21 protein-coding genes and 1 other annotated feature are annotated in these 19,429 nt (G+C 64.0%); of the genes, 6 read left to right on the top strand and 15 right to left on the bottom strand.

Annotated elements, in window-relative coordinates:
• Positions 1-8 precede the first annotated feature (8 nt).
• The 9 genes from hisIE to hisL form a co-directional block, all read right to left on the bottom strand.
• The gene (hisIE, locus tag ACJ8HH_RS03745) at positions 9-629 is read right to left on the bottom strand and encodes a bifunctional phosphoribosyl-AMP cyclohydrolase/phosphoribosyl-ATP diphosphatase HisIE (RefSeq protein WP_060451429.1); all 621 of its coding nucleotides are present in this window, start codon (positions 627-629) and stop codon (positions 9-11) included.
• Positions 623-1,399: an imidazole glycerol phosphate synthase subunit HisF gene (gene hisF, locus ACJ8HH_RS03750; RefSeq protein ID WP_033637764.1), complete on the bottom strand. Its 777-nt coding sequence runs from the start codon at positions 1,397-1,399 to the stop codon at positions 623-625. Before hisF ends, hisIE begins: the two co-directional genes overlap by 7 nt.
• Entirely contained in the window at positions 1,381-2,118 is a 738-nt protein-coding gene (gene hisA, locus ACJ8HH_RS03755; RefSeq protein WP_043147048.1) for a 1-(5-phosphoribosyl)-5-[(5-phosphoribosylamino)methylideneamino]imidazole-4-carboxamide isomerase, read from the bottom strand. The genes hisF and hisA overlap by 19 nt, the downstream gene beginning before the upstream one ends.
• 5 nt (positions 2,119-2,123) lie before the next feature.
• Positions 2,124-2,714, bottom strand: coding sequence for an imidazole glycerol phosphate synthase subunit HisH (gene hisH / locus ACJ8HH_RS03760; protein WP_033646739.1), 591 nt, complete (start codon positions 2,712-2,714; stop codon positions 2,124-2,126).
• Positions 2,714-3,781 carry a bifunctional histidinol-phosphatase/imidazoleglycerol-phosphate dehydratase HisB gene (gene hisB, locus ACJ8HH_RS03765; protein WP_033637767.1) on the bottom strand — a complete coding sequence of 356 codons (1,068 nt, stop codon included), beginning with the start codon at positions 3,779-3,781 and terminating at the stop codon, positions 2,714-2,716. The genes hisH and hisB overlap by 1 nt, the downstream gene beginning before the upstream one ends.
• Positions 3,778-4,866, bottom strand: a complete 1,089-nt coding sequence (hisC, locus tag ACJ8HH_RS03770) for a histidinol-phosphate transaminase (protein ID WP_442520213.1) — start codon at positions 4,864-4,866, stop codon at positions 3,778-3,780. Before hisC ends, hisB begins: the two co-directional genes overlap by 4 nt.
• Positions 4,863-6,170, bottom strand: a complete 1,308-nt coding sequence (hisD, locus tag ACJ8HH_RS03775; RefSeq protein ID WP_039566788.1) for a histidinol dehydrogenase — start codon at positions 6,168-6,170, stop codon at positions 4,863-4,865. The genes hisC and hisD overlap by 4 nt, the downstream gene beginning before the upstream one ends.
• A 4-nt stretch (positions 6,171-6,174) precedes the next feature.
• Positions 6,175-7,074, bottom strand: coding sequence for an ATP phosphoribosyltransferase (gene hisG, locus ACJ8HH_RS03780; protein ID WP_033646732.1), 900 nt, complete (start codon positions 7,072-7,074; stop codon positions 6,175-6,177).
• A gap of 69 nt (positions 7,075-7,143) precedes the next feature.
• Positions 7,144-7,270: a sequence feature (His leader region), on the bottom strand.
• On the bottom strand, positions 7,246-7,293 hold the full coding sequence (gene hisL / locus ACJ8HH_RS03785) for a his operon leader peptide (protein WP_100396937.1): 48 nt from the start codon (positions 7,291-7,293) through the stop codon (positions 7,246-7,248). (Overlaps the previous feature by 25 nt.)
• 229 nt (positions 7,294-7,522) lie before the next feature.
• Between hisL and ACJ8HH_RS03790 the strand changes: the two genes are divergently transcribed.
• A complete protein-coding gene (locus tag ACJ8HH_RS03790) occupies positions 7,523-8,347 on the top strand; it encodes an SDR family oxidoreductase (protein ID WP_039566785.1) in 825 nt (274 codons plus the stop codon).
• On the opposite strand, the gene ACJ8HH_RS03795 is transcribed toward ACJ8HH_RS03790, so the two are convergent.
• Complete coding sequence (locus tag ACJ8HH_RS03795) at positions 8,340-9,269, bottom strand: LysR family transcriptional regulator (RefSeq protein WP_060425583.1); 930 nt, start codon at positions 9,267-9,269, stop codon at positions 8,340-8,342. The genes ACJ8HH_RS03790 and ACJ8HH_RS03795 overlap by 8 nt on opposite strands.
• Positions 9,270-9,517: 248 nt before the next feature.
• On the opposite strand from ACJ8HH_RS03795, the gene speB reads away from it, so the two are divergent.
• The 3 genes from speB to ACJ8HH_RS03810 all read left to right on the top strand — a co-directional run bounded on the left by speB (position 9,518) and on the right by ACJ8HH_RS03810 (position 12,824).
• Entirely contained in the window at positions 9,518-10,450 is a 933-nt protein-coding gene (speB, locus tag ACJ8HH_RS03800) for an agmatinase (RefSeq protein ID WP_060387490.1), read from the top strand.
• A gap of 76 nt (positions 10,451-10,526) precedes the next feature.
• Positions 10,527-11,912 (top strand): sodium:solute symporter, encoded by a 1,386-nt coding sequence (locus ACJ8HH_RS03805; RefSeq protein WP_033646725.1) that lies wholly within the window; start codon positions 10,527-10,529, stop codon positions 11,910-11,912.
• Between the two features lie 99 nt (positions 11,913-12,011).
• On the top strand, positions 12,012-12,824 hold the full coding sequence (locus ACJ8HH_RS03810; RefSeq protein WP_230298425.1) for a nitrilase-related carbon-nitrogen hydrolase: 813 nt from the start codon (positions 12,012-12,014) through the stop codon (positions 12,822-12,824).
• Positions 12,825-12,882: 58 nt separating this feature from the next.
• Here the strand turns inward: ACJ8HH_RS03810 and corA are convergent, their stop codons facing one another.
• On the bottom strand, positions 12,883-13,866 hold the full coding sequence (gene corA / locus ACJ8HH_RS03815) for a magnesium/cobalt transporter CorA (protein ID WP_033637778.1): 984 nt from the start codon (positions 13,864-13,866) through the stop codon (positions 12,883-12,885).
• A gap of 11 nt (positions 13,867-13,877) precedes the next feature.
• Positions 13,878-14,297 (bottom strand): GNAT family N-acetyltransferase, encoded by a 420-nt coding sequence (locus ACJ8HH_RS03820; RefSeq protein WP_033646721.1) that lies wholly within the window; start codon positions 14,295-14,297, stop codon positions 13,878-13,880.
• A 131-nt stretch (positions 14,298-14,428) separates the two neighbouring features.
• On the opposite strand from ACJ8HH_RS03820, the gene ACJ8HH_RS03825 reads away from it, so the two are divergent.
• Positions 14,429-15,529: a PQQ-dependent sugar dehydrogenase gene (locus ACJ8HH_RS03825; RefSeq protein ID WP_033646720.1), complete on the top strand. Its 1,101-nt coding sequence runs from the start codon at positions 14,429-14,431 to the stop codon at positions 15,527-15,529.
• Between the two features lie 13 nt (positions 15,530-15,542).
• On the opposite strand, the gene ACJ8HH_RS03830 is transcribed toward ACJ8HH_RS03825, so the two are convergent.
• Entirely contained in the window at positions 15,543-16,163 is a 621-nt protein-coding gene (locus ACJ8HH_RS03830; protein WP_033646718.1) for a glutathione S-transferase family protein, read from the bottom strand.
• An 89-nt stretch (positions 16,164-16,252) separates the two neighbouring features.
• Positions 16,253-16,909, bottom strand: a complete 657-nt coding sequence (locus tag ACJ8HH_RS03835) for an HAD family hydrolase (protein WP_060387493.1) — start codon at positions 16,907-16,909, stop codon at positions 16,253-16,255.
• Positions 16,910-17,197: 288 nt separating this feature from the next.
• On the opposite strand from ACJ8HH_RS03835, the gene ACJ8HH_RS03840 reads away from it, so the two are divergent.
• The gene (locus ACJ8HH_RS03840; protein WP_033646714.1) at positions 17,198-18,220 is read left to right on the top strand and encodes an isopenicillin N synthase family dioxygenase; all 1,023 of its coding nucleotides are present in this window, start codon (positions 17,198-17,200) and stop codon (positions 18,218-18,220) included.
• A 59-nt stretch (positions 18,221-18,279) separates the two neighbouring features.
• Here ACJ8HH_RS03840 and ACJ8HH_RS03845 read toward each other — a convergent pair whose 3' ends face one another.
• Positions 18,280-19,425, bottom strand: coding sequence for a trans-sulfuration enzyme family protein (locus ACJ8HH_RS03845; RefSeq protein WP_033646713.1), 1,146 nt, complete (start codon positions 19,423-19,425; stop codon positions 18,280-18,282).
• Positions 19,426-19,429 lie beyond the last annotated feature (4 nt).

Raw genomic sequence — 19,429 nt, forward strand, 5'->3', positions numbered from 1 at the left:
AGTTAACGTCACGCTTTTTTCTGATGCCGCTCGCGCAGCCGGCCGATCACCGCGCTCAGGTTCAGATCCTGGTCCTGCAGCAGCACCAGCAGGTGATAGATCAGATCCGAGGCCTCGTTGGTCAGCTCTTCGCGATCGTTGACCGTGGCGGCCAGCGCGGTTTCCACGCCTTCCTCCCCGACCTTCTGCGCAATGCGCTTGGTGCCGCTGGCATACAGGCTGGCAGTGTACGAGCTGTCCGGGCTGGCGTGCTTGCGCTCCGCCAACAGCTGCTCCAGCTGATAGAGGAACGTCCAGTCGCTGGCGGCCGGGTGGAAGCAGCTGCTGTTGCCGAGGTGGCAGGTCGGGCCGATCGGGTTGGCCAATACCAGCAGCGTGTCGTTATCGCAGTCCGGCGTGATGCTGACCACCTTGAGGAAGTGGCCGGAGCTTTCACCCTTAGTCCACAGGCGCTGCTTGGTGCGCGAGAAGAAGGTGACGTTGCCGCTCTGCTCGGTGGCCGCCAGCGCTTCCGGCGTCATGTAACCCAGCATCAGCACTTCGCCGGAAACGGCGTGCTGCACGATGGCCGGCATCAGGCCGTCGGTTTTTTCCCAGTCCAGCTGGTTGTTCTGTTGTTCTGTCAGCACACGCGAATCTCCACGCCTTGTTCAACCAGGAACCTTTTCAGCTCGCCGATATTGATGATTTGTTTGTGGAACACCGACGCCGCCAGCGCGCCGTCGACGTCCGCATCGCGGAACGCTTCCAGGAAGTGCTCCATGGTGCCCGCGCCGCCCGAGGCGATCAGCGGCACCTTGCAGGCCTCGCGCACCCGGCGCAGCTGCTGCAGATCGTAACCGTTGCGCACGCCGTCCTGGTTCATCATGTTCAGCACGATCTCACCGGCGCCGCGGCGCTGCACTTCCTGTACCCAGTCGAGGGTTTCCCACTGGGTGATGCGGGTGCGGCTCTCGTCGCCGGTATATTGGTTGACGTGATACTTGCCGGTTTCACTGTCGAACCAGGTGTCGATGCCTACGACGATGCACTGCACGCCGAAGCGTTCCGCCAGGCGGCTAATCAGCTCGGGATCGGCCAGCGCCGGCGAGTTGATCGAAATCTTGTCGGCGCCGAAAGACAGGATTTGGCTGGCGTCCTCGGCGCTTTTAATGCCGCCGGCGACACAGAACGGAATATCAATCACCTCCGCCACGCGCGATACCCAGCTTTTGTCCACCACCCGGCCGTCGCTTGAGGCGGTGATATCGTAAAACACCAGCTCGTCCGCACCTTCTTGCGCATAGCGCTGCGCCAGCGGCACGATGTCGCCGATGATTTCGTGGTTGCGGAACTGCACGCCTTTCACCACTTGCCCGTCTTTAACATCCAGGCACGGGATTATCCGTTTTGCCAGCATGCGATCGCCTCCTCAACGCTAAATTTACCTTCCAGCAGGGCGCGCCCCACGATCACGCCGGCAACGCCGCTGCCGCGCAGCTGGGCGATGTCGTCCAGATTGCCGATGCCGCCCGAGGCCTGGAAGGCCACCTGCGGATAGCGGCGGCTGATCGCCTGATACAGCGCCACGTTGGAACCGGCCAGCGTGCCGTCGCGCGAAATGTCGGTGCACAGCACGTGCTTCAGCCCGTAGGGCAGGAACTGCTCCACCACCTGTTCCAGCGTGGCGTCGGAATCCTCCTGCCAGCCGCTGATGGCCACGCGTTTCACGCCCTGCGCGTCGATGCGCACGTCCAGCGCCAGCACCAGCGCGTCGGCGCCGTAGCGCTCGAACCAGCTCTGCACCAGTTGCGGCTGTTTCACCGCGGTGGAGCCGATCACCACGCGCGTGGCGCCGGCCTCCAGCAGGGCGCTGACGTCTTGCTCGTTGCGGATGCCGCCGCCGACCTGCACCGGCACGTTAACCCCCGCCAGCAGTTTGCGCAGCAGCGGGATCTGGCGCGCCGCCGGATCCTTGGCGCCGGTCAGATCGACCAGGTGCAGCACCTGCGCGCCCTGTTGTTGATAGTCCTGCAGGCGTAACAGCGGATCGTTGCCGTAGTCGCGCTGTTGGTCGTAATCGCCCTGATGCAAACGCACCACCTTGCCGTCGATCAAATCCAAAGCCGGAATAATCATGCTGCCTACATCTCCAGAAAGTTTTTCAACAGTTGTGCGCCGGCCGCTCCAGAACGTTCTGGATGAAACTGCACGCCGAAGAAGTTGTCTTTTTGCACGGCGGCGGTGAAGGGCTCGCCGTAGTTCGCCTGGGCGATGGTGCTGGGGCATATCGGCATCGCATAGCTGTGAACGAAATAGAAGTAGGCGCCGTCATCGATGCCGCGGAACAGATGGTGGCCCGCCTGCGCGGACACCTGATTCCAGCCCATGTGCGGCAGCGGCAGGCCAAAGTCGGTCATCTGCTTCACCGGCGTATCGATAAGGCCGAGTGTCGTCACGCCGCCGTTCTCTTCGCTGCTGGCCGCAAGCAGCTGCATGCCGAGGCAGATGCCCAGCACCGGCTGCGTGCAGGCCTTGATCAGCTCGACCAGATCCCGTTCGCGCAGTTGATCCATCGCCGCCTGCGCGGTGCCGACGCCCGGCAGGAACAGCTTGTCGGCGCGCAGCACGATCTCCGGATCGCGGCTCACCTCCGGCTGGTAACCCAGGCGCCGCACCGCGTAGGTGACGGAGGCCAGGTTGGCGCAGCCGGTATCCAAAATCACCACGTTCATCACAGCACTCCTTTCGAACTCGGCAGGGTATTGCCCTCGACGCGGATCGCCTGGCGCAGCGTGCGGCCAAACACTTTGAACAGGCTCTCGACCCGGTGGTGGTCGTTTTTGCCCTTGGTCTTCAGGTGCAGCGTGCAGCCCATGGTGTAAGAGAGCGAACGGAAGAAGTGCTCGACCATTTCGGTGCTGAGATCGCCGACGCGCTGATAGTTGAACTCGGCCTTGTACTCCAGGTGCGGGCGGCCGGAAATATCCAGCGCGCAGCGCGCCAGGCACTCGTCCATCGGCAGCACGAAGCCGAAGCGAGCGATGCCGCGCTTGTCGCCAAGCGCCTTGTTCAGCGCTTCACCCAGCGCCAGACCGGTGTCTTCCACCGTGTGGTGATCGTCGATATACAGATCGCCTTTGACGTCGATCTCCATGCGGAAGCCGCCGTGGGTGGCGATCTGATCCAGCATGTGATCGAAGAAGCCGACGCCGGTTTTGATCTTGCTGCCGCCTTCGCGATCCAGCCAGACGTTGACGTCGATCTGCGTCTCTTTGGTCACGCGGTTAACCCGCGCGTGGCGGTCGCGCAGGGTCAGCTGGCGCACGATCTCTTTCCAGCCCAGCACGCCGCGCTGGTAGCGCAGCCCCTGGATGCCCATGTTTTCCGCCAGCTGCACGTCGGTCGGCCGATCGCCGATCACGTAGCTGTGGGCGGCATTCAGCACGCCGGGTTCGAGGTAGCCCTTCACCAGCGCGGTTTTCGGTTTGCGGCAGTCGCAGTTGTCCGCCGGCAGGTGCGGGCAGATCAGCACATCGGCGAACTGAATGCCCTGCGAGCTGAGGATCTGCATCATCAGGTTGTGCGGCGGATCGAAGGTTTCCTGCGGGAAACTGGCGGTGCCGAGCCCATCCTGATTGGTGATCATCACCAGCTGATACCCCGCCTGTTGCAGCGCCAGCAGGGAAGGGATCACGTCCGGCTCGAGCGCCAGCTTGTCCAGGCGGTCAACCTGGAAATCTTCCGGTGGCTCGGCGATCAGCGTGCCGTCACGATCGATAAAGAGGATTTTTTGGCTCACATTGGCTCCTGGCGAGTCTGGTTGGCGCCGGGCAGGGCGGACAAGGCGTCCACCACGCGTTGACATTCGTCGCGGGTGCCTATGGTGATGCGCAGGCAGCCGGACAGCCCGGGCTGTTTGTTTTGGTCTCGTAAGATAATGCCCTGATCCCACAAGCTTTTAAACACATTACTTGAGGCGGTGAAGCGGGCCAGCAGGTAATTGCTGTCGCTGGCGAAAACCTGCTCGACGCAGGCGCATTTTTCCAGCTGTTGCTGCAGCCAGCTGCGGGTGGCGGCGATGTCGGTGACGCGCTGACGCATGGTGCGGATACCTTCTTCGCTCAGCGCCTGCGCGGCGATATCCGCCACCGGCGTCGAAAGCGGGTAAGGCGCGATCACTTTCAGCAGCAGGGCGATCAGATCTTCGTTGGCGAGCGTAAAGCCGCAGCGCAGGCTGGCCAGCGCAAAGGCCTTCGACAGCGTGCGCAGGATAGCCAGGTGCGGATAGTCGCTCAGCCACCCGGCCACCGAGGCCTGCGGGCAAAACTCGATATAGGCTTCGTCCACCGCGACGATCGCCTTGCCTTTGGCCAGCTCCAGCAGGTTGCGCAGCGAGTCCGGGTCGATCAGGTTGCCGGTCGGGTTGTTCGGGCTGCAGACGTAGATCAGCTTCACGTTATCCATGCTGTCTGCGATGGCCGGCAGATCCAACTGCCAGTCCTCTTTGGCGGCCACGGTGCGGCGCTCCACGCCGAAAGTTTCGGCGCTGACGGCGTACATGCCGTAGGTCGGCGGGCAGAACAGAATGGCGTCTTTGCCCGGCTCGCAGAAGGCGCGGATCAGCAGTTCGATGCCTTCATCGGCGCCGCGGCTGACCAGCACCTGCTCTTTCTTCACCCCGGCGTAGGCGGCGTAGCGTTCGATTACCTGCGCCGGCTGGCACTCCGGATAGCGGTTGAAGGTTTGCGCGGTCAGCTGGAACTCGGGCGCGATCGGGTATTCGTTGGCGTTCAGCCACACGTCACCCTTACCGCCGAGGCGGCGCGCCGATTGATAAGGGGTCAGCTCGCGAACGTTGGCGCGCGCCAGTTTTTCGATGCTCATGCTTGCTCCTTCAGGGCGGCGACGCGCAGGGTCACGGCGTTCTTGTGGGCGATCAGCTGCTCGGCGGCGGCCAGGGTCTCGATGGTGGCGGCCAGGTTGCTGAAGCCCTGCGGCGTCAGCTCCTGCACCGTCATGCGTTTTTGAAAATCGGCCAGCCCCAGGCTGGAGCAGGTGGCGGTGTAACCGTAGGTCGGCAGCACGTGGTTGGTGCCGGAGGCGTAATCGCCGGCGGACTCCGGCGACCAGTCGCCGAGGAACACTGAGCCGGCGCTGGTGATGCCGTCCACCAGCTCGCGCGCATTGCGGGTCTGAATGATCAGGTGCTCCGGGCCGTAGCGGTTGCTGATGGCCACGCACTCAGGCAGATCGCGCGCCACGATCAGGCGGCTGCTCGCCAGCGCCTGGCGGGCGGTCTCGGCGCGCGGCAGCTCGGCCAGCTGGCTTTCCACCGCTTCGGCCACCGCCTGCGCCATCGCCGCGTCCGGCGTCAGCAGGATCACCTGCGAATCCGGGCCGTGTTCGGCTTGCGACAGCAGATCGGAAGCGACGAATGCCGGGGTGGCGCCGGCATCGGCGATCACCAGCACCTCCGAAGGGCCGGCCGGCATGTCGATAGCCGCGCCGTCGAGACGCTGGCTGACCTGCCGCTTGGCTTCGGTCACGAAGGCGTTGCCCGGCCCGAAGATCTTCGCCACGCGCGGCACGCTTTCGGTGCCGAACGCCAGGGCGGCGATCGCCTGCGCGCCCCCGACCTGAAACACTTCCTGCACGCCGCACAGCTGTGCCGCATACAGGATCTCATCGGCGATCGGCGGCGGTGAGCACAGCACCACCCGGCGGCAACCGGCGATGCGCGCCGGCGTCGCCAGCATCAGCACGGTGGAGAACAGCGGCGCCGACCCGCCGGGAATATACAGGCCCACCGAGTCGATTGGGCGGGTCACCTGCTGGCAGCGCACGCCCGGCTGCGTTTCGACGTCCACCGGCGGCAGTCGCTGCGCGTTGTGGAAGGTGTCCACGTTGGCGACGGCCACCGCCATCGCCTGTTTGATGTCATCGCCCAGTCGCGCGCAGGCGGCGGCGATCTGCTCGGCGCTGACGCGCAGCGCGGCGACTTCCGCCTTGTCGAAGCGGGCGCTATAGTCGCGCAGCGCCCGATCGCCGTTGGCCTTCACGTTGTCGAGGATCTCGCTCACCGTGCGGGTGATGCTGTCGGAAGCGGCGATTGCCGGGCGCATCAGCAGCTCGGCCTGGCGTTCGGCGCTGCACGTTGCCCAGTCGATCGGCGTGTTGAAGGTCGACATGGCGTTACTCCATCATCTTTTCAATCGGCAGCACCAGAATCGAGCTGGCGCCGAGCGCTTTCAGTTTTTCCATGGTTTCCCAGAACAGGGTTTCGCTGCTGACCATGTGCATCGCCACGCGGTTCTGCGCGCCGGCCAGCGGCAGAATGGTCGGGCGTTCGGCGCCCGGCAGCAGCGCGACGATCTCGTCCAGCTTCTCGCTCGGCGCGTGCAGCATGATGTATTTGGATTCACGCGCCTGGATCACGCCCTGAATGCGGGTCATCAGGCGGTCGATCAGCTGTTGTTTGGCTTCCGGCATTTCGCCGTCGCGCTGGATCAGGCAGGCTTTGGAGCGGTAGATCACCTCCACCTCGCGCAGGCCGTTGGCCTCCAGCGTGGCGCCGGTAGAGACCAGATCGCAGATGGCGTCGGCCAGGCCGGCGCGCGGCGCCACTTCCACCGAACCGTTCAGCAGGCAAGATTTAAAGCGCACGCCCTGCTTGTCGAGGTATTGCTTCAGCAGGTGCGGGTAAGACGTGGCGATGCGGGCGTCCTGCAGGCTTTGCGGGCCGGTGTATTCGGCGTCGAGCGGGGTGGCCAGCGACAGGCGGCAGCCGCCGAAATCGAGGCGGCGCAGGGTGAAGTAACGCGGGTCTTCGCCCTGAGCGCGGCGGCTGAGCAGCTCTTCTTCCAGCACGTTTTCGCCGATGATGCCCAGATCGACCACGCCGTCCATCACCAGGCCCGGAATGTCGTCATCGCGCACGCGCAGGATATCGATCGGCATGTTTTCCGCGAAGGCGATCAGACGCTGCTGCTGCAGGTTGATCTTGATGCCGCAGCGCGCCAGCAGTTCCTGGGATTCCTCGCTCAGGCGGCCCGACTTCTGCATTGCGATCCGTAAACGTGTCTTGTCCAGCATGGTAACCTCTGTTTAATCTGTAATTTTATGAATTTGTTGTAAAAATATTCTTTCTGTCTGTCCGAAGCCAAAAAAAAACCCTCGGAAGAAATCTTCCGAGGGCTCTCTCTTGCGTTCTGCGCGCCACTGGAAGATTAACAAACCGTCTTCCAGCACACATCGCCTGAAAGACTAGTCAGGGTGATGGTGATGATGGTGGTTGAACTGAACGCGTGTCATGGTGTTTTTCTCTAATCAAAAGCCGGTAAAAACCGTATGCCGATTAAGCTAAACTATCCGCTGTCCACCGCGCAACCCTTTTTTAACGTCATAAATTTAATTTATTGAAACAGGTTAGGTTATTAGCCACACACGGCTTTACCTAACCTTAAGCCGGGCAGATTGTATCGCCGTGCACAGTGGCGTAGCCTTAGGGGCAGGGCGCTGCGATCTTCAGGAGAGGAAGAGGATGAAAAAGGTAGCCATTATTGGTTTGGGTTGGCTGGGCATGCCGTTGGCGTTATCGCTGATGGGCCGCGGGTATGACGTGGTCGGCAGCAAAACCACGCCGGACGGCGTCGAGGCCGCGCGCATGAGCGGCATCGAATGCTATCAACTGGAGCTGACGCCGGAGCTGGAGTGCGATCCGGACGATCTGGAATCGCTGCTGCGCGTGGATGCGCTGGTGGTGACGCTGCCCGCGCGCCGCACCGTCGAAGGCAGCGAGAACTATTTCAATGCGGTGCGCATGCTGGTGGACAGCGCGATGGCCTTCGGCGTGCCGCGCGTGATCTTCACCAGTTCCACCTCGGTGTACGGCGAAACCGCCGGCACGCTGCGCGAAGAGTCGCCGCTGCGGCCGGTCTCGCCGTCGGGCCGGGTGCTGGCCGAGCTGGAGCGCTGGCTGCATGAATTGCCGAATACCTCGGTGGACATTCTGCGGCTGGCGGGGCTGGTGGGCGCCGATCGCCACCCCGGCCGCTTCCTGGCGGGCAAACTCGACGTGAAGGGCGGTTCGCAGGGGGTGAATCTGGTGCATCAGGACGACGTCATCGCCGCCATCCAACTGCTGCTGAAGCTGCCGAAGGGCGGCCACGTGTACAACCTGTGCGCGCCGCGTCATCCGGCCAAACGCGAATTTTATCCGGCGCTGGCCGAGCAGCTGCACCTGGAGCCGCCGCAGTTCGCCGACGAAGCGGAGCAGGATGAGCGGCTGGTGGACGGCAACCGCATCTGCAACGAGCTGGGTTTTGAGTACCAGTATCCCGATCCGGCGCGCATGCCGGTCAGCTAACGTCCGTCAGGCCCCGCGCATGCGGGGCTTTTTTTTCGCCGGCGCGCGCCAAATCCTCCAGCAGCGCGTTCAACGCCTCGTCGGGCTGGACGGGGCGGCTGACCAGGCTAAGCGTGGCGCGGTAAGAGAGCGCCGTGCCGCCCAGCTGCCGCAGCAGCCCCTGTTCCACCCAGCGCGCCGCGTAGTGGGTGGGCAGATAGCCGAGACAGGTGCCGCTCAGCACCAGATGGGCGACGCTTTCCATATGGTGGGCCACCGCCGCCAGGTGAGGCGGCGCGATCGGGCACAGCTGCTGCGCCAGCAGGTAGCCGCGCTTGACCCAGCGCGCGTTTTCAATCTGCTCGCGCTCCGGTTCTTCCACCGCGAACAGCGGGTGATCCGTGCTGCAGTAGATCGCCTGCGTCTCCTCCAGCCACGGCTGATAACGCAACGCCTCCAACTGCTGGCCAAAGTAGCCGATGCCCAGATCGAGCTGCCGGTGCAGCAGCCCTTGCTCAATCTCGTTCGGCGAACAGATGCGGCACTGCAATTGCACGTCCTGGTGGCGGCGCTGGAAGTGTTTGATGGCCTGGCTGAACGGATTGCCCGGCAGCGAAACCAGATTATCCACCAGACCGATCTGCAGATCGCCGGTCAGCAGGCCGTTCAGCGACTGGCTGACCCGGGTGAAGTCGCGGGCGGCGTTGAACAGCGAGCGGCAGGCGATCAGCATGCGTTCGCCCTTGGGCGTCAGCCGGAAGCCGGAGCGTCCGCGTTGGCACAGGCGAAAACCCAGCCGGGTTTCCAGCGAGGCCAGGTGAGTGCTGATGGTGGATTGGTTCATCAGCAGCGTTTCCTGCGCGGCGCTGACGCCCTGGGCTTCCGCCACCGCGACGAATACCCGCAGCAGTTTCAGATCGATATCGCTTAGGTTGGTGAGCATTCCCCCTCCGCAGAACGTCGGCCGGTTAACCCATTTTTAACATCGAAGAAATAGGGGCGGCGCTGAAGATATGGCCTTCCTTATGGCATGAAGTGGAAATAAAAATCAATACTTCAATAGGTTAGTTGCATCGCGTTTTTCGATGTTTACATGCAAAAGCGGGAATGGTAGCCGGGGTGGCCAACGGGGTAGTCTGCGAATGTTGCTCAAATGTTTCAATTCATCGCAGATCAAGACAAGGAAACGCCATGCTGAACCAACCCCAAAGCGGTAACGATATGCCGCGCTTTGCCGGTATTCCCACCATGATGCGCCTGCCCGCCGCCGAACAGGCGCGCGGTCTGGACGCCGCCTTTGTCGGCATTCCGCTGGATATCGGCACCTCCAACCGCAGCGGCACCCGCTATGGCCCGCGCCAGATCCGCCAGGAATCGGTGATGATCCGCCCCTACAACATGGGCACCGGCTCCGCCCCGTTCGAACGGCTGCAGGTGGCCGATCTGGGGGATGTCGCCATCAACCCTTACAGCCTGGCGGATAGCGTGCAGCGCATCGAGGCGGCTTACCACGAGATCCTGGCGCACGGCTGCATGCCGTTGACGCTCGGCGGCGACCACACGCTGACGCTGCCGGTGCTGCGCGCCGTCGCCCGTCGACATGGCCCGGTCGGGCTGATCCACGTCGATGCGCATTCCGACACCAACGAGGAGATGTTCGGTGAACAGCTGGCGCACGGCACCACCTTCCGCCGCGCGTTCGAGGAAGGGTTGCTGGCGCCGGAAAAAGTGGTGCAGATCGGCCTGCGCGGCAGCGGCTATGCGGCGGACGATTTCGACTGGTCGCGCCGTCAGGGCTTTCGCGTGGTGCCGGCCGAGGCCTGCTGGCACCGGTCGCTGACGCCGCTGATGGCGGAGATCCGCGAACAGATGGGCGATGCGCCGGTTTACCTCAGCTTCGATATCGACGGACTGGATCCGGCCTTCGCGCCGGGCACCGGCACGCCGGAGGTCGGCGGGCTGTCGGTTTGGCAGGGGCTGGAGATCGTGCGCGGCTGCCATGGGCTGAACCTGGTGGGCGGCGACGTGGTGGAGGTGTCGCCGCCTTACGATCGCTCCGGCAACACGGCGCTGCTGGCGGCCAACCTGCTGTTTGAAATGTTGTGCGTGCTGCCGGCCCGCTGAGGCGGCGCACTGACCCTACCGGCGGAGCGGTTGCGTCGGGGCCCCTGATAACAATAACAACGGAGTGGAGGTACCCATGAATCTCGATCTGCTGGTCGTGGTGTTTTACTTTCTGGTGATAGGCGCGGTGGGGTGGATGGGCATTCGCCGCGCCAATTCCAAAGAGGCGTATCTGGTCGCCGGGCGCAACCTGGGGCCGGGGCTGTATCTGGGCACGCTGTCGGCGGTGGTGCTCGGCGGCGCGTCGACCATCGGCAGCGTCAAGCTCGGCTACACCTACGGCATCTCCGGCGTCTGGCTGTGCGGCGCGCTGGGGCTGGGCATCGTGGTGTTGAGCCTGGTGCTGGCCAAGCCGCTGCTCAAGCTGAAGCTGTATACCGTCAGCCAGGTGTTGTCGCGGCGCTATCATCCGGCGGCGCGGGTTACCAGCGGCGCGATCATGCTGGCGTATGATCTGATGGTGGCGGTGACTTCGATCATCGCCATCGGCAGCGTGATGCAGGTGATGTTCGGCCTGTCGTTCAGCGCGTCTATCCTGCTCGGCGGCGGGCTGGTGGTGCTGTATTCGACGCTGGGGGGCATGTGGTCGCTGACGCTGACCGACATCATTCAGTTCATCATCATGACCGTCGGCATGATGCTGGTGCTGATGCCGATGAGCATCGTCAAGGCCGGCGGCTGGGAGGCGTTTACCAGCCTGCTGCCCGCCGGTTACTACCAGCTGTCGTCGATCGGGCTGGACACCATTCTGGTGTTCTTCCTGATCTACTTCTTCGGCATTCTGATCGGCCAGGACATCTGGCAGCGGGTGTTTACCGCCCGCAGCGCCAACGTGGCGCGCTTCGCCGGGCTGGGGGCGGGCGTCTACTGCGTGCTGTACGGCGTGACCGGCGCGCTGATCGGCATGGCCGGCAAGATCGTGCTGCCGTCGCTCAGCAACACCGACGGCGCCTTCGCCGCTATCGCGCAGGCGGTGTTGCCGGTCGGCGTCAGCGGGCTGGTGGCCGCCGCGGCGTTGGCGGCGCTGATGTCCACCGCCAGCGCCTGCCTGCTAGCCTCTTCCACCATCGCGCTGGAGGACGTATTGCCGGCCATCCGGCGCAAACCTTCCGGCGGGTTGGCCGCCGGGCGCTTCACCACGCTCCTCATGGGCGCGGTCATGCTGGGGCTGGCATTCGTGGTGCGCGACGTGCTGGCGGCGCTGACCCTGGCTTACAACCTGTTGGTGGGCGGCATGCTGATCCCGCTGGTGGGGGCGATCTTCTGGCCGCGCGCCACCAGCGCCGGCGCCATCGCCAGCATGCTGACCGGCAGCCTGTGCGTGGTGGGGCTGATGGTCTGGCACGGCATCGACGCCAACAGCCCAATCTACGGCGGCCTGCTGGGCGGCGGCGTCGCCTTCGTGCTGGGCAGCCTGTTGAGCCGCCCGGCAGCGCAGCTGCAGACCCAAACCGAGCGCTGAAACGCACTGAGCTTTTATCGCGGCGCCTTTGCTGCTTTACTGGAGGGCGGGGCGCACGGCTCCCGAATGGGTTTAACGGCGGTCGTAAGGAGATTGGGAGTGAAGGAAAAAATCAGCGTCGCATGCTGCCAGTTAGCGTTGCGGGTCGGGGAAGCGGAACATAATCGGGCGCTGTCCGCCCAGGCTATCCGCCGGGCGGCGCAGCGCGGCGCCAACGTTATCGTGCTGCCGGAGTTGGTGAACAGCGGCTACGTGCTGCGCGATAAGGCGGAGGCGCGGGCGTTGGCCGAGGCTGAAGACGGGCCTAGCCTCAGCCTGTGGGGAGCCCTGGCGCGCGAGTTGGATGTGGCGATCGTCGCCGGTTTCTGCGAGCGCCTGCCCGATGGCGAGGTGGCCAACAGCGCGGCATTGATCGATGCGCAGGGGGTGAGGGCGATTTATCGCAAAGCGCACCTGTGGCACGAAGAGAGCACCATCTTTACCGCCGGTGATCGGCCGCCGCCGGTCATCGAGACCCGCTTCGGCCGGTTGGCGATGATAATCTGTTACGATCTCGAATTCCCTGAGTGGGTACGGCTACCGGCGCTGGCCGGCGCTCAGCTGCTGTGCGCGCCGGTCAACTGGCCACTGGCGCCGCGCCCGCAGGGCGAACGGCCGGCGGAGATGGTGAAGGCGCAGGCCAACGCCGCCGTCAATCGGCTGTTCATTGCGGTGTGCGATCGTTGCGAAACGGAGCGCGGCGTTGCGTGGATCGGCGGATCGGTGATCGTCGACGCCGACGGCTATCCATTGACGCAGAGCCTGGCAGGCGAAGGCATGGTGCTGGCATCGATGGATATCGGCTCGGCCGATAACAAGCACATCGGCCGCCACAATCACGTGCATCGCGATCGGCGGCCGATGCTGTATTGACGCGGCGGGCCGCTCCGCAGAGGTTTTTTGCCGGCGGGAAAACCCGTCGTTTTGGCGCTTACAGCCAGCCCGATTTCTTCAGCTTCTGATACAGGAAAATGCAGCCGACGGCGGTCACCCCCAGCGTGGCGTGGTAGGCCCACGGGAACTTCAGTTCCGGCATGTCGGCGAAGTTCATGCCGTACAGGCTGAAGATCACCGTCGGGATGGCCAAAATCGCCCCCCAGCCCGCCAGCCGTTTCACCACTTCGTTCTGTTTGACCGTCACCAACGCCAGGTTGACGTGCATGGCGTTGGTCAGCATTTCGCGCATGTCGTCGATATTGCTGACCACCTGATGCGCGTGATCCTGCACATCACGCACATAGGCGCGCAGCTCTTTCGGGATCACCTCTTCGTGCAGGCGGATCAGCTGGTTGCAGATTTCATCCATCGGCAACGCGGCGTTGCGCAGCGCCAACAGGTGGCGGCGCAGGGTATAGACGTTCTCGATCGCCGCCTGATCGAACTCCGACTGAAACATGTTGGCTTCGATATTCTCGATGGTGCTCTCGAAGCGCGTCACCACGCTGCGGTAGTTGTCCACCACGAAGTCCAACACCGAATAGAGGGCGAAGCCTGGCCCGCGGCACATCTGCTTGCGGTTCTCCTCCGCCTTGGCGCGGATCGGCGCGTAGCTGGGCGAGGCGCCGTGGCGCACCGTCACCAGAAAGTTTTTGCCGACGAAGAAATGGGTTTCGCCGTATTCGATTTCGTCGTTCTCGCCCCACTGCGCGGTTTTCACCACGATGAACAGCGAGTCGCCGTAGGTTTCCAGCTTCGGCCGCTGGTGCGCGCACAGCGCGTCTTCGATCGCCAGATCGTGCAGGCCGAACTCTTCCTGCACCTTGCGCATAAACGCCGGCTCCGGCTGCCGCAGCCCCAGCCAGATGAAGGTATCCGGCTGTTTGACCACCTCGCTGATATCGTCGATGGTCACTTCGCCCAGCCGTTGGCCGGCTTTGTACGCCACACAGTTCACCACCATGCTTTTGCTGTCCATCCGTCCATCCATTAATCAGTCAGGGTTTTGGTAAGAAAATAACACTCATGTTCTACCGGATACTCTTTCAGCGTCATTTGCAGCCGATAGCCGAGCTTTTCGTAGAACGGCCGCGCCTGGAAGCTGAAGGTATCCAGGCGAGCGTAGCGGCAGCCGCGCGCCTGCGCCTCGCGTTCGGCGGCGCGCATCAACCGGCCGCCGAGGCCGCTGCCGCGCTGGGAATCCGCCACCCACAGCCATTCGACGCTCAGCCAGTTGCCCCAGGTTTCGGCGGTCAGCCCGCCGATCACCGTACCGGCCTCGTCGCGCGCATAGACGCTGAGCGGCTTGCGGTGACGGGCGTCGATATGCGGCAGGTTGTAAGCGCGCAGGCCTTGCCTGATCGCATCGAGGGTGTGTTCGTCAATCGCGTCGGTAACGGTAATGTCCATTTTTCCTCCTGGGTGATGGGTTAACTTAAGCACACTGCGGCCAAAAGGCAACCTGTTGAAATGTAATGCAAACGACCGCGCCCGCTGAGTGGGCTACACTAAACGGGTCATTTCACCTCCAGGAGGATGCCATGCCCCGATTGACTTTACTGGCCGGTTTGCTGCTGTGCAGCGGCCTGCTGCACGCCGCGCCGACGGTCAGCCAACTGCAGGACGGCCTGGAACACCCGTGGTCGCTGGCCTTCTTGCCGGCGGAACAAGGCTTGCTTATCACCGAACGGCCCGGCCGGCTGCGGCTGTGGCAGCAGGGCAAAGGCCTGTCGCCGCCGATCGCCGGCGTGCCGCAGGTTTACGCCGAGGGGCAGGGCGGCCTGCTGGAGGTGTTGCCGGCCCCTGACTTCGCCGCCAGCCGCCGGGTGTACCTCAGCTTCGCCGAACCGGGCGAGAGCGGCAAAGCCGGCACGGCGGTCGGCTACGGCCGTTTGAGCGACGACGGCGCGCGGCTGGAAAACTTCAAGGTGATCTTCCGCCAGCTGCCCAAGCTGTCGGTCGGCAATCACTTCGGCGGCAAGATGGCGTTCGATCGTCAGGGTTACCTGTTTATCGCGCTGGGCGAAAACAACCAGCGGCCGACGGCGCAGGAGACCGACAAGCTGCAGGGCAAGCTGGTGCGGCTGACCGCCGAAGGCGCGGTGCCGCCGAATAACCCCTGGGTCGGCCAGGCCGGCAAACGGCCGGAGGTTTGGTCTTATGGCCACCGCAATCCGCAAGGGCTGGCGCTGAACCCGTGGAGCGGCGCGATCTGGGAACACGAGCACGGCCCGCGCGGCGGCGATGAGCTCAACCTCCCGCTGCCGGGTAAAAACTACGGCTGGCCGCTGGCCACCTACGGCATCAACTATTCCGGCCAGCCGATCCCCGAGGCCAAAGGGGAACGGGTGCCCGACACCGAACAGCCGCTGCACTATTGGCGGGTTTCGCCCGGCCTCAGCGGCATGGCGTTCTATGACGGGCAGCGCTTCCCCGCCTGGCGGCACTCGCTGTTCATCGGCGCGCTGGCGCAAAAGGAGCTGATTCGCCTGACGCTGGAAGGCGACAAGGTGGTGGCGGAAGAGCGGTTGCTGGGCGATCGCGGCGAGCGCATTCGCGAGGTACGCAGCGGGCCGGATGGCTACCTGTATCTGCTGACGGACGAGCGGGACGGCAAGCTGCTGAAAGTGGGGGCGTCGTAACGCCCCACAGCGATCAGGTGAGTTCGCTCATCACGCCGCGCTGATAGGCCGGGCGAGCGCGCAGTTGCTGATACCAGCGCTCCATGTTCGGCCGCGGGTGGCGGGCGATCGGCATTTCGAACCAGGCGTAGGCGAAGCTGCCGAGCGGAATATCTCCGAAGCCGAACGCGTCGCCGGAGAGGTAAGGCTGATGTGCCAGCGCCTGTTCAATGACGTCGAAGTGTTTTTCCAGCGTGGCGATCGCCGCTTCTATTTTCGCCATGTCGCGCAATTCCGGCGCGGTGCGGATCAGGCCCCAAAAGACGATGGTGAAGGCCGGGACGATGGTCGAGGTGGTCCAGTCCATCCACTTCTCGGCGGCGGCGCGTGCCTGCAGATCTTGCGGATAGAACGTCGCGTCGCCGAATTTCGCCGCCAGATAGCGCACGATGGTGTTGGATTCCCACAGCACGAAGTCATCGTCCTGCAGCAGCGGCACCAGGCCGTTCGGGTTCAGCGCGCGGTAGCTCTCTTCGTTCACCTTGCCGAACGCGCCGCCGGCGTTGATGTGGGTATAGCTCAGCCCCAGTTCGGCGGCGCACCACAGCACCTTCCTGACGTTGTTCGAATTCTCACGACCCCAAATGGTCAGCATGGGATAACTCCGTTAGCGGATTAAAGACCCTTAATACCTACGCCACAATGCGCTTTTTGTCACACCATAGGGCACTTTTTGCCTGCCGCTCAGCGTTCCCAGCGGCACACTTCCCAGCCGTGCTCCGCCGCCAGCGCGCTCAGTTCGCTGTCGGGGTTGATCACCGTGGCGCTGTCGACGAATTGCAGCATCGCCTTATCGTTGAGGGAGTCGCTGTAGCCGTGGCTGTGCTCGAACTTCAGGTGCGGATGCTGCGCCAGCCAGTGCTGCAGGCGGATCACCTTGCCCTGTTGGTAGGTCATGGTGCCGTAGGTGTTGCCGGTGAAGCGGCCGTCGCTGATTTCCACGCCGATCGCCAGCGCATCGTCGGCGCCGAGCTGTTCGGCGATCGGCGCCACCAGGTGCTCGCCGGTGGCGGAGATCACCAGGATGCAGTCGCCGCGCTCGCGGTGCCACTGCAGGCGCTCACGGGCGGCGGGGTAGACGCGCGGCAGGATATCGCGGCGAATGTAGCGTTGCACCCAGCCGGCCACGGTTTGCACGCTCAGGCCGGCCAGCGGCGCCAGCGTGGCCTGCATGTAGTCCTCCATCGACAGCTTGCCCTGATAATAGAGCTGCATCAGCTGCTGCTCCTGCAACTCCAGCTCCGCCGGCGCGAAGCCCTGGCCGACCAGCCAGCGGATCCACAGGCTGGCGCTGTCATCGTCAATCAGGGTTTCATCCAGGTCGAATAAGGCTAAGTCCATCAGTATTTCTCCGGCAGGCAGGGTATGAGGTCGTTTACAGGATAGCGGATAGCGCCCATCGCCAGCCAGCGGCGTCGGCGAAATTGCGCAGAGCATAAGAAACATTGATGACGGTTTTGCGACAGTTTGTTGAACGTTTGCATAACTTAGAACGCAACAATATTGGCCGCCCCGGCGAGCGCGGTGATAACTATGGAGCAAATGCAGCTACCCGGTAGGGAGTGACAATGTTGATTATTCGCCTGTATGGCAGCCCGATCGTGATTGGGGAAGAAGAGGAACCGCATGATGACGCATCTGACGACGCTGAAGACGCTGCCGCTGCTGGATCTTTCGCAGCTTGACGGCGATGCGCGTCAGCGGCGCGCCTTTCTCGACGATCTGCGCGCGGCCGCCCGCGACGTCGGCTTTTTCTATCTGCGCGGGCACGGCGTGGACAGTGCGCTGAATGCGCGGCTGCAGCAGGGCGCGCGGCAATTTTTCGCGCTGCCGGAAGCCGACAAATTGGCGGTGCAGATGGTGCATTCGCCGCACTTTCGCGGCTACAACCGGGCAGCGGCGGAGCTGACGCGTGGCCAGCCGGACTGGCGTGAGCAGTTCGATATCGGCGCCGAACGCCCGGCGCTGACGCTGTCTGACGACACCCCGCGCTGGGCGCGTCTGCAGGGGCCAAACCAGTGGCCGGCGGCGCTGCCGACGCTGAAACCGCTGCTGCTGCAGTGGCAACAGGCGATGACCGCCATGTCGCTGCGGCTGCTGCGCGCTTTCGCTTTGGCGCTGTCGCTGCCGGAGCAGGCTTTCGATCGCTTGTACGGCGAGAAGCCCAACGAGCACATCAAACTGATTCGCTACCCGGGGCGGGACGCTACCGGCAGCGCACAGGGCGTCGGCGCGCACAAGGACTCCGGCTTTCTCAGCTTCCTGCTGCAGGACGCACAAAAAGGGCTGCAGGTGGAGGTGAGCGAAGGGCGGTGGATTGACGCCCAGCCGCGTGAAGACACCTTCGTGGTGAACATCGGCGAGCTGCTGGAGCTGGCGACCAACGGCTACCTGCGCGCCACGGTGCACCGGGTGGAAACGCCGCCGGCGGGGCGCGACAGGCTGTCGATCGCTTTTTTCCTCGGCGCGCGCTTGGACGCGGTGGTGCCGTTGTATCAACTGCCGCCGCCGCTGGCGGCGCAGGCGCGCGGCCCGGCCAGCGATCCGCTCAACCCGCTGCTGCGCGACGTGGGGTATAACTACCTGAAAGGCCGCATCCGTTCCCACCCCGATGTGGCGCAGCGCTTTTATCGGGACGTCATCGGCGTCTGAATAGCGGGCACAAAAAAGCCCGGCGCGCCGGCCGGGCTGATGGCGCTTGATGCGGGCGATTATTCCGCCAGTGCCTGCTGCAGATCGGCGATCAGATCTTCCACATCCTCAATCCCCACCGACAGGCGCACCAGCTGCGGCGTGATGCCGGTTGCCAGGCGCTGTTCCAGCGGAATGGAGGCGTGCGTCATGCTGAACGGCTGGCTGATCAGGCTTTCCACGCCGCCCAGGCTTTCCGCCAGGGTGAACAGGCGCGAGCGCTGGATGACCCGGCGCGCATAGGCATCGTCGCCTTTCAGCCGCACCGAGATCATGCCGCCGAAGCGCGTCATCTGGCGCGCCGCCAGCGCGTGCTGCGGATGGCTAGGCAGGCCGGGATAGTAGACGTTTTCCACCTGCGGCTGGCTCTCCAGCCACTGGGCGATGCGCAGTGCGCTGTCGCTGTGGCGCTGCATGCGCAGTGCCAGGGTGCGAATGCCGCGCAGCGTCAGGAAGCTGCTGAACGGATCGAGAATGCCACCGACCGCGTTTTGCAGGAAACCGAGCTGTTCCGCCAGCGCCGGGTTATCCCCCACCGCCGCGACGCCGGCCACCACGTCGGAGTGGCCGTTGAGGTATTTGGTGGCGGAGTGCACCACCACGTCAAAGCCCAGATCCAGCGGGCGCTGCAGATACGGCGAAGCGAAAGTATTGTCCGCCACGCTGATAAGCTGATGCTTTTTAGCGATCGCGGCGATGGCGCTCAGATCCGCCAGCTTCAGCAGCGGGTTGGTCGGGGTCTCTACCCAGATCATTTTGGTATCCGGCTCGATAGCCTGTTCCAGCCCGGCGAGATCCGCCGGTGACACGTAGGTGACGCGCAGGCCGGCGGTGCGGCTGCGCACCTTTTCCAGCAGGCGATAGGTGCCGCCGTACAGATCGTCTACCGCTACCAGGTGGCTGTCCTTATCGAGCAGCTCCAGCACCGTGGAGCAGGCCGCCAGGCCGGAGGCGAAGGCGTAGCCGCGGCTACCGCCTTCCAGTTCGGCGATGGCACTTTCCAGCGCGGTGCGCGTCGGGTTGGCGCTGCGGGAGTATTCGTAGCCGGTATGCTCGCCCGGCGCCGGTTGGGCGTAGGTGGAGGTGGCGTAAATCGCCGGCATCACGGCGCCGGTGGCGTCCGGGGTGTAACCGGCGTGAACGGTCAACGTATCAAACTTGGCCATAATG

It is taken from the genome of Serratia sp. CY32780, from assembly GCF_052169135.1.
In the GTDB taxonomy this organism is placed as follows: Bacteria; Pseudomonadota; Gammaproteobacteria; order Enterobacterales; family Enterobacteriaceae; genus Serratia; species Serratia sarumanii.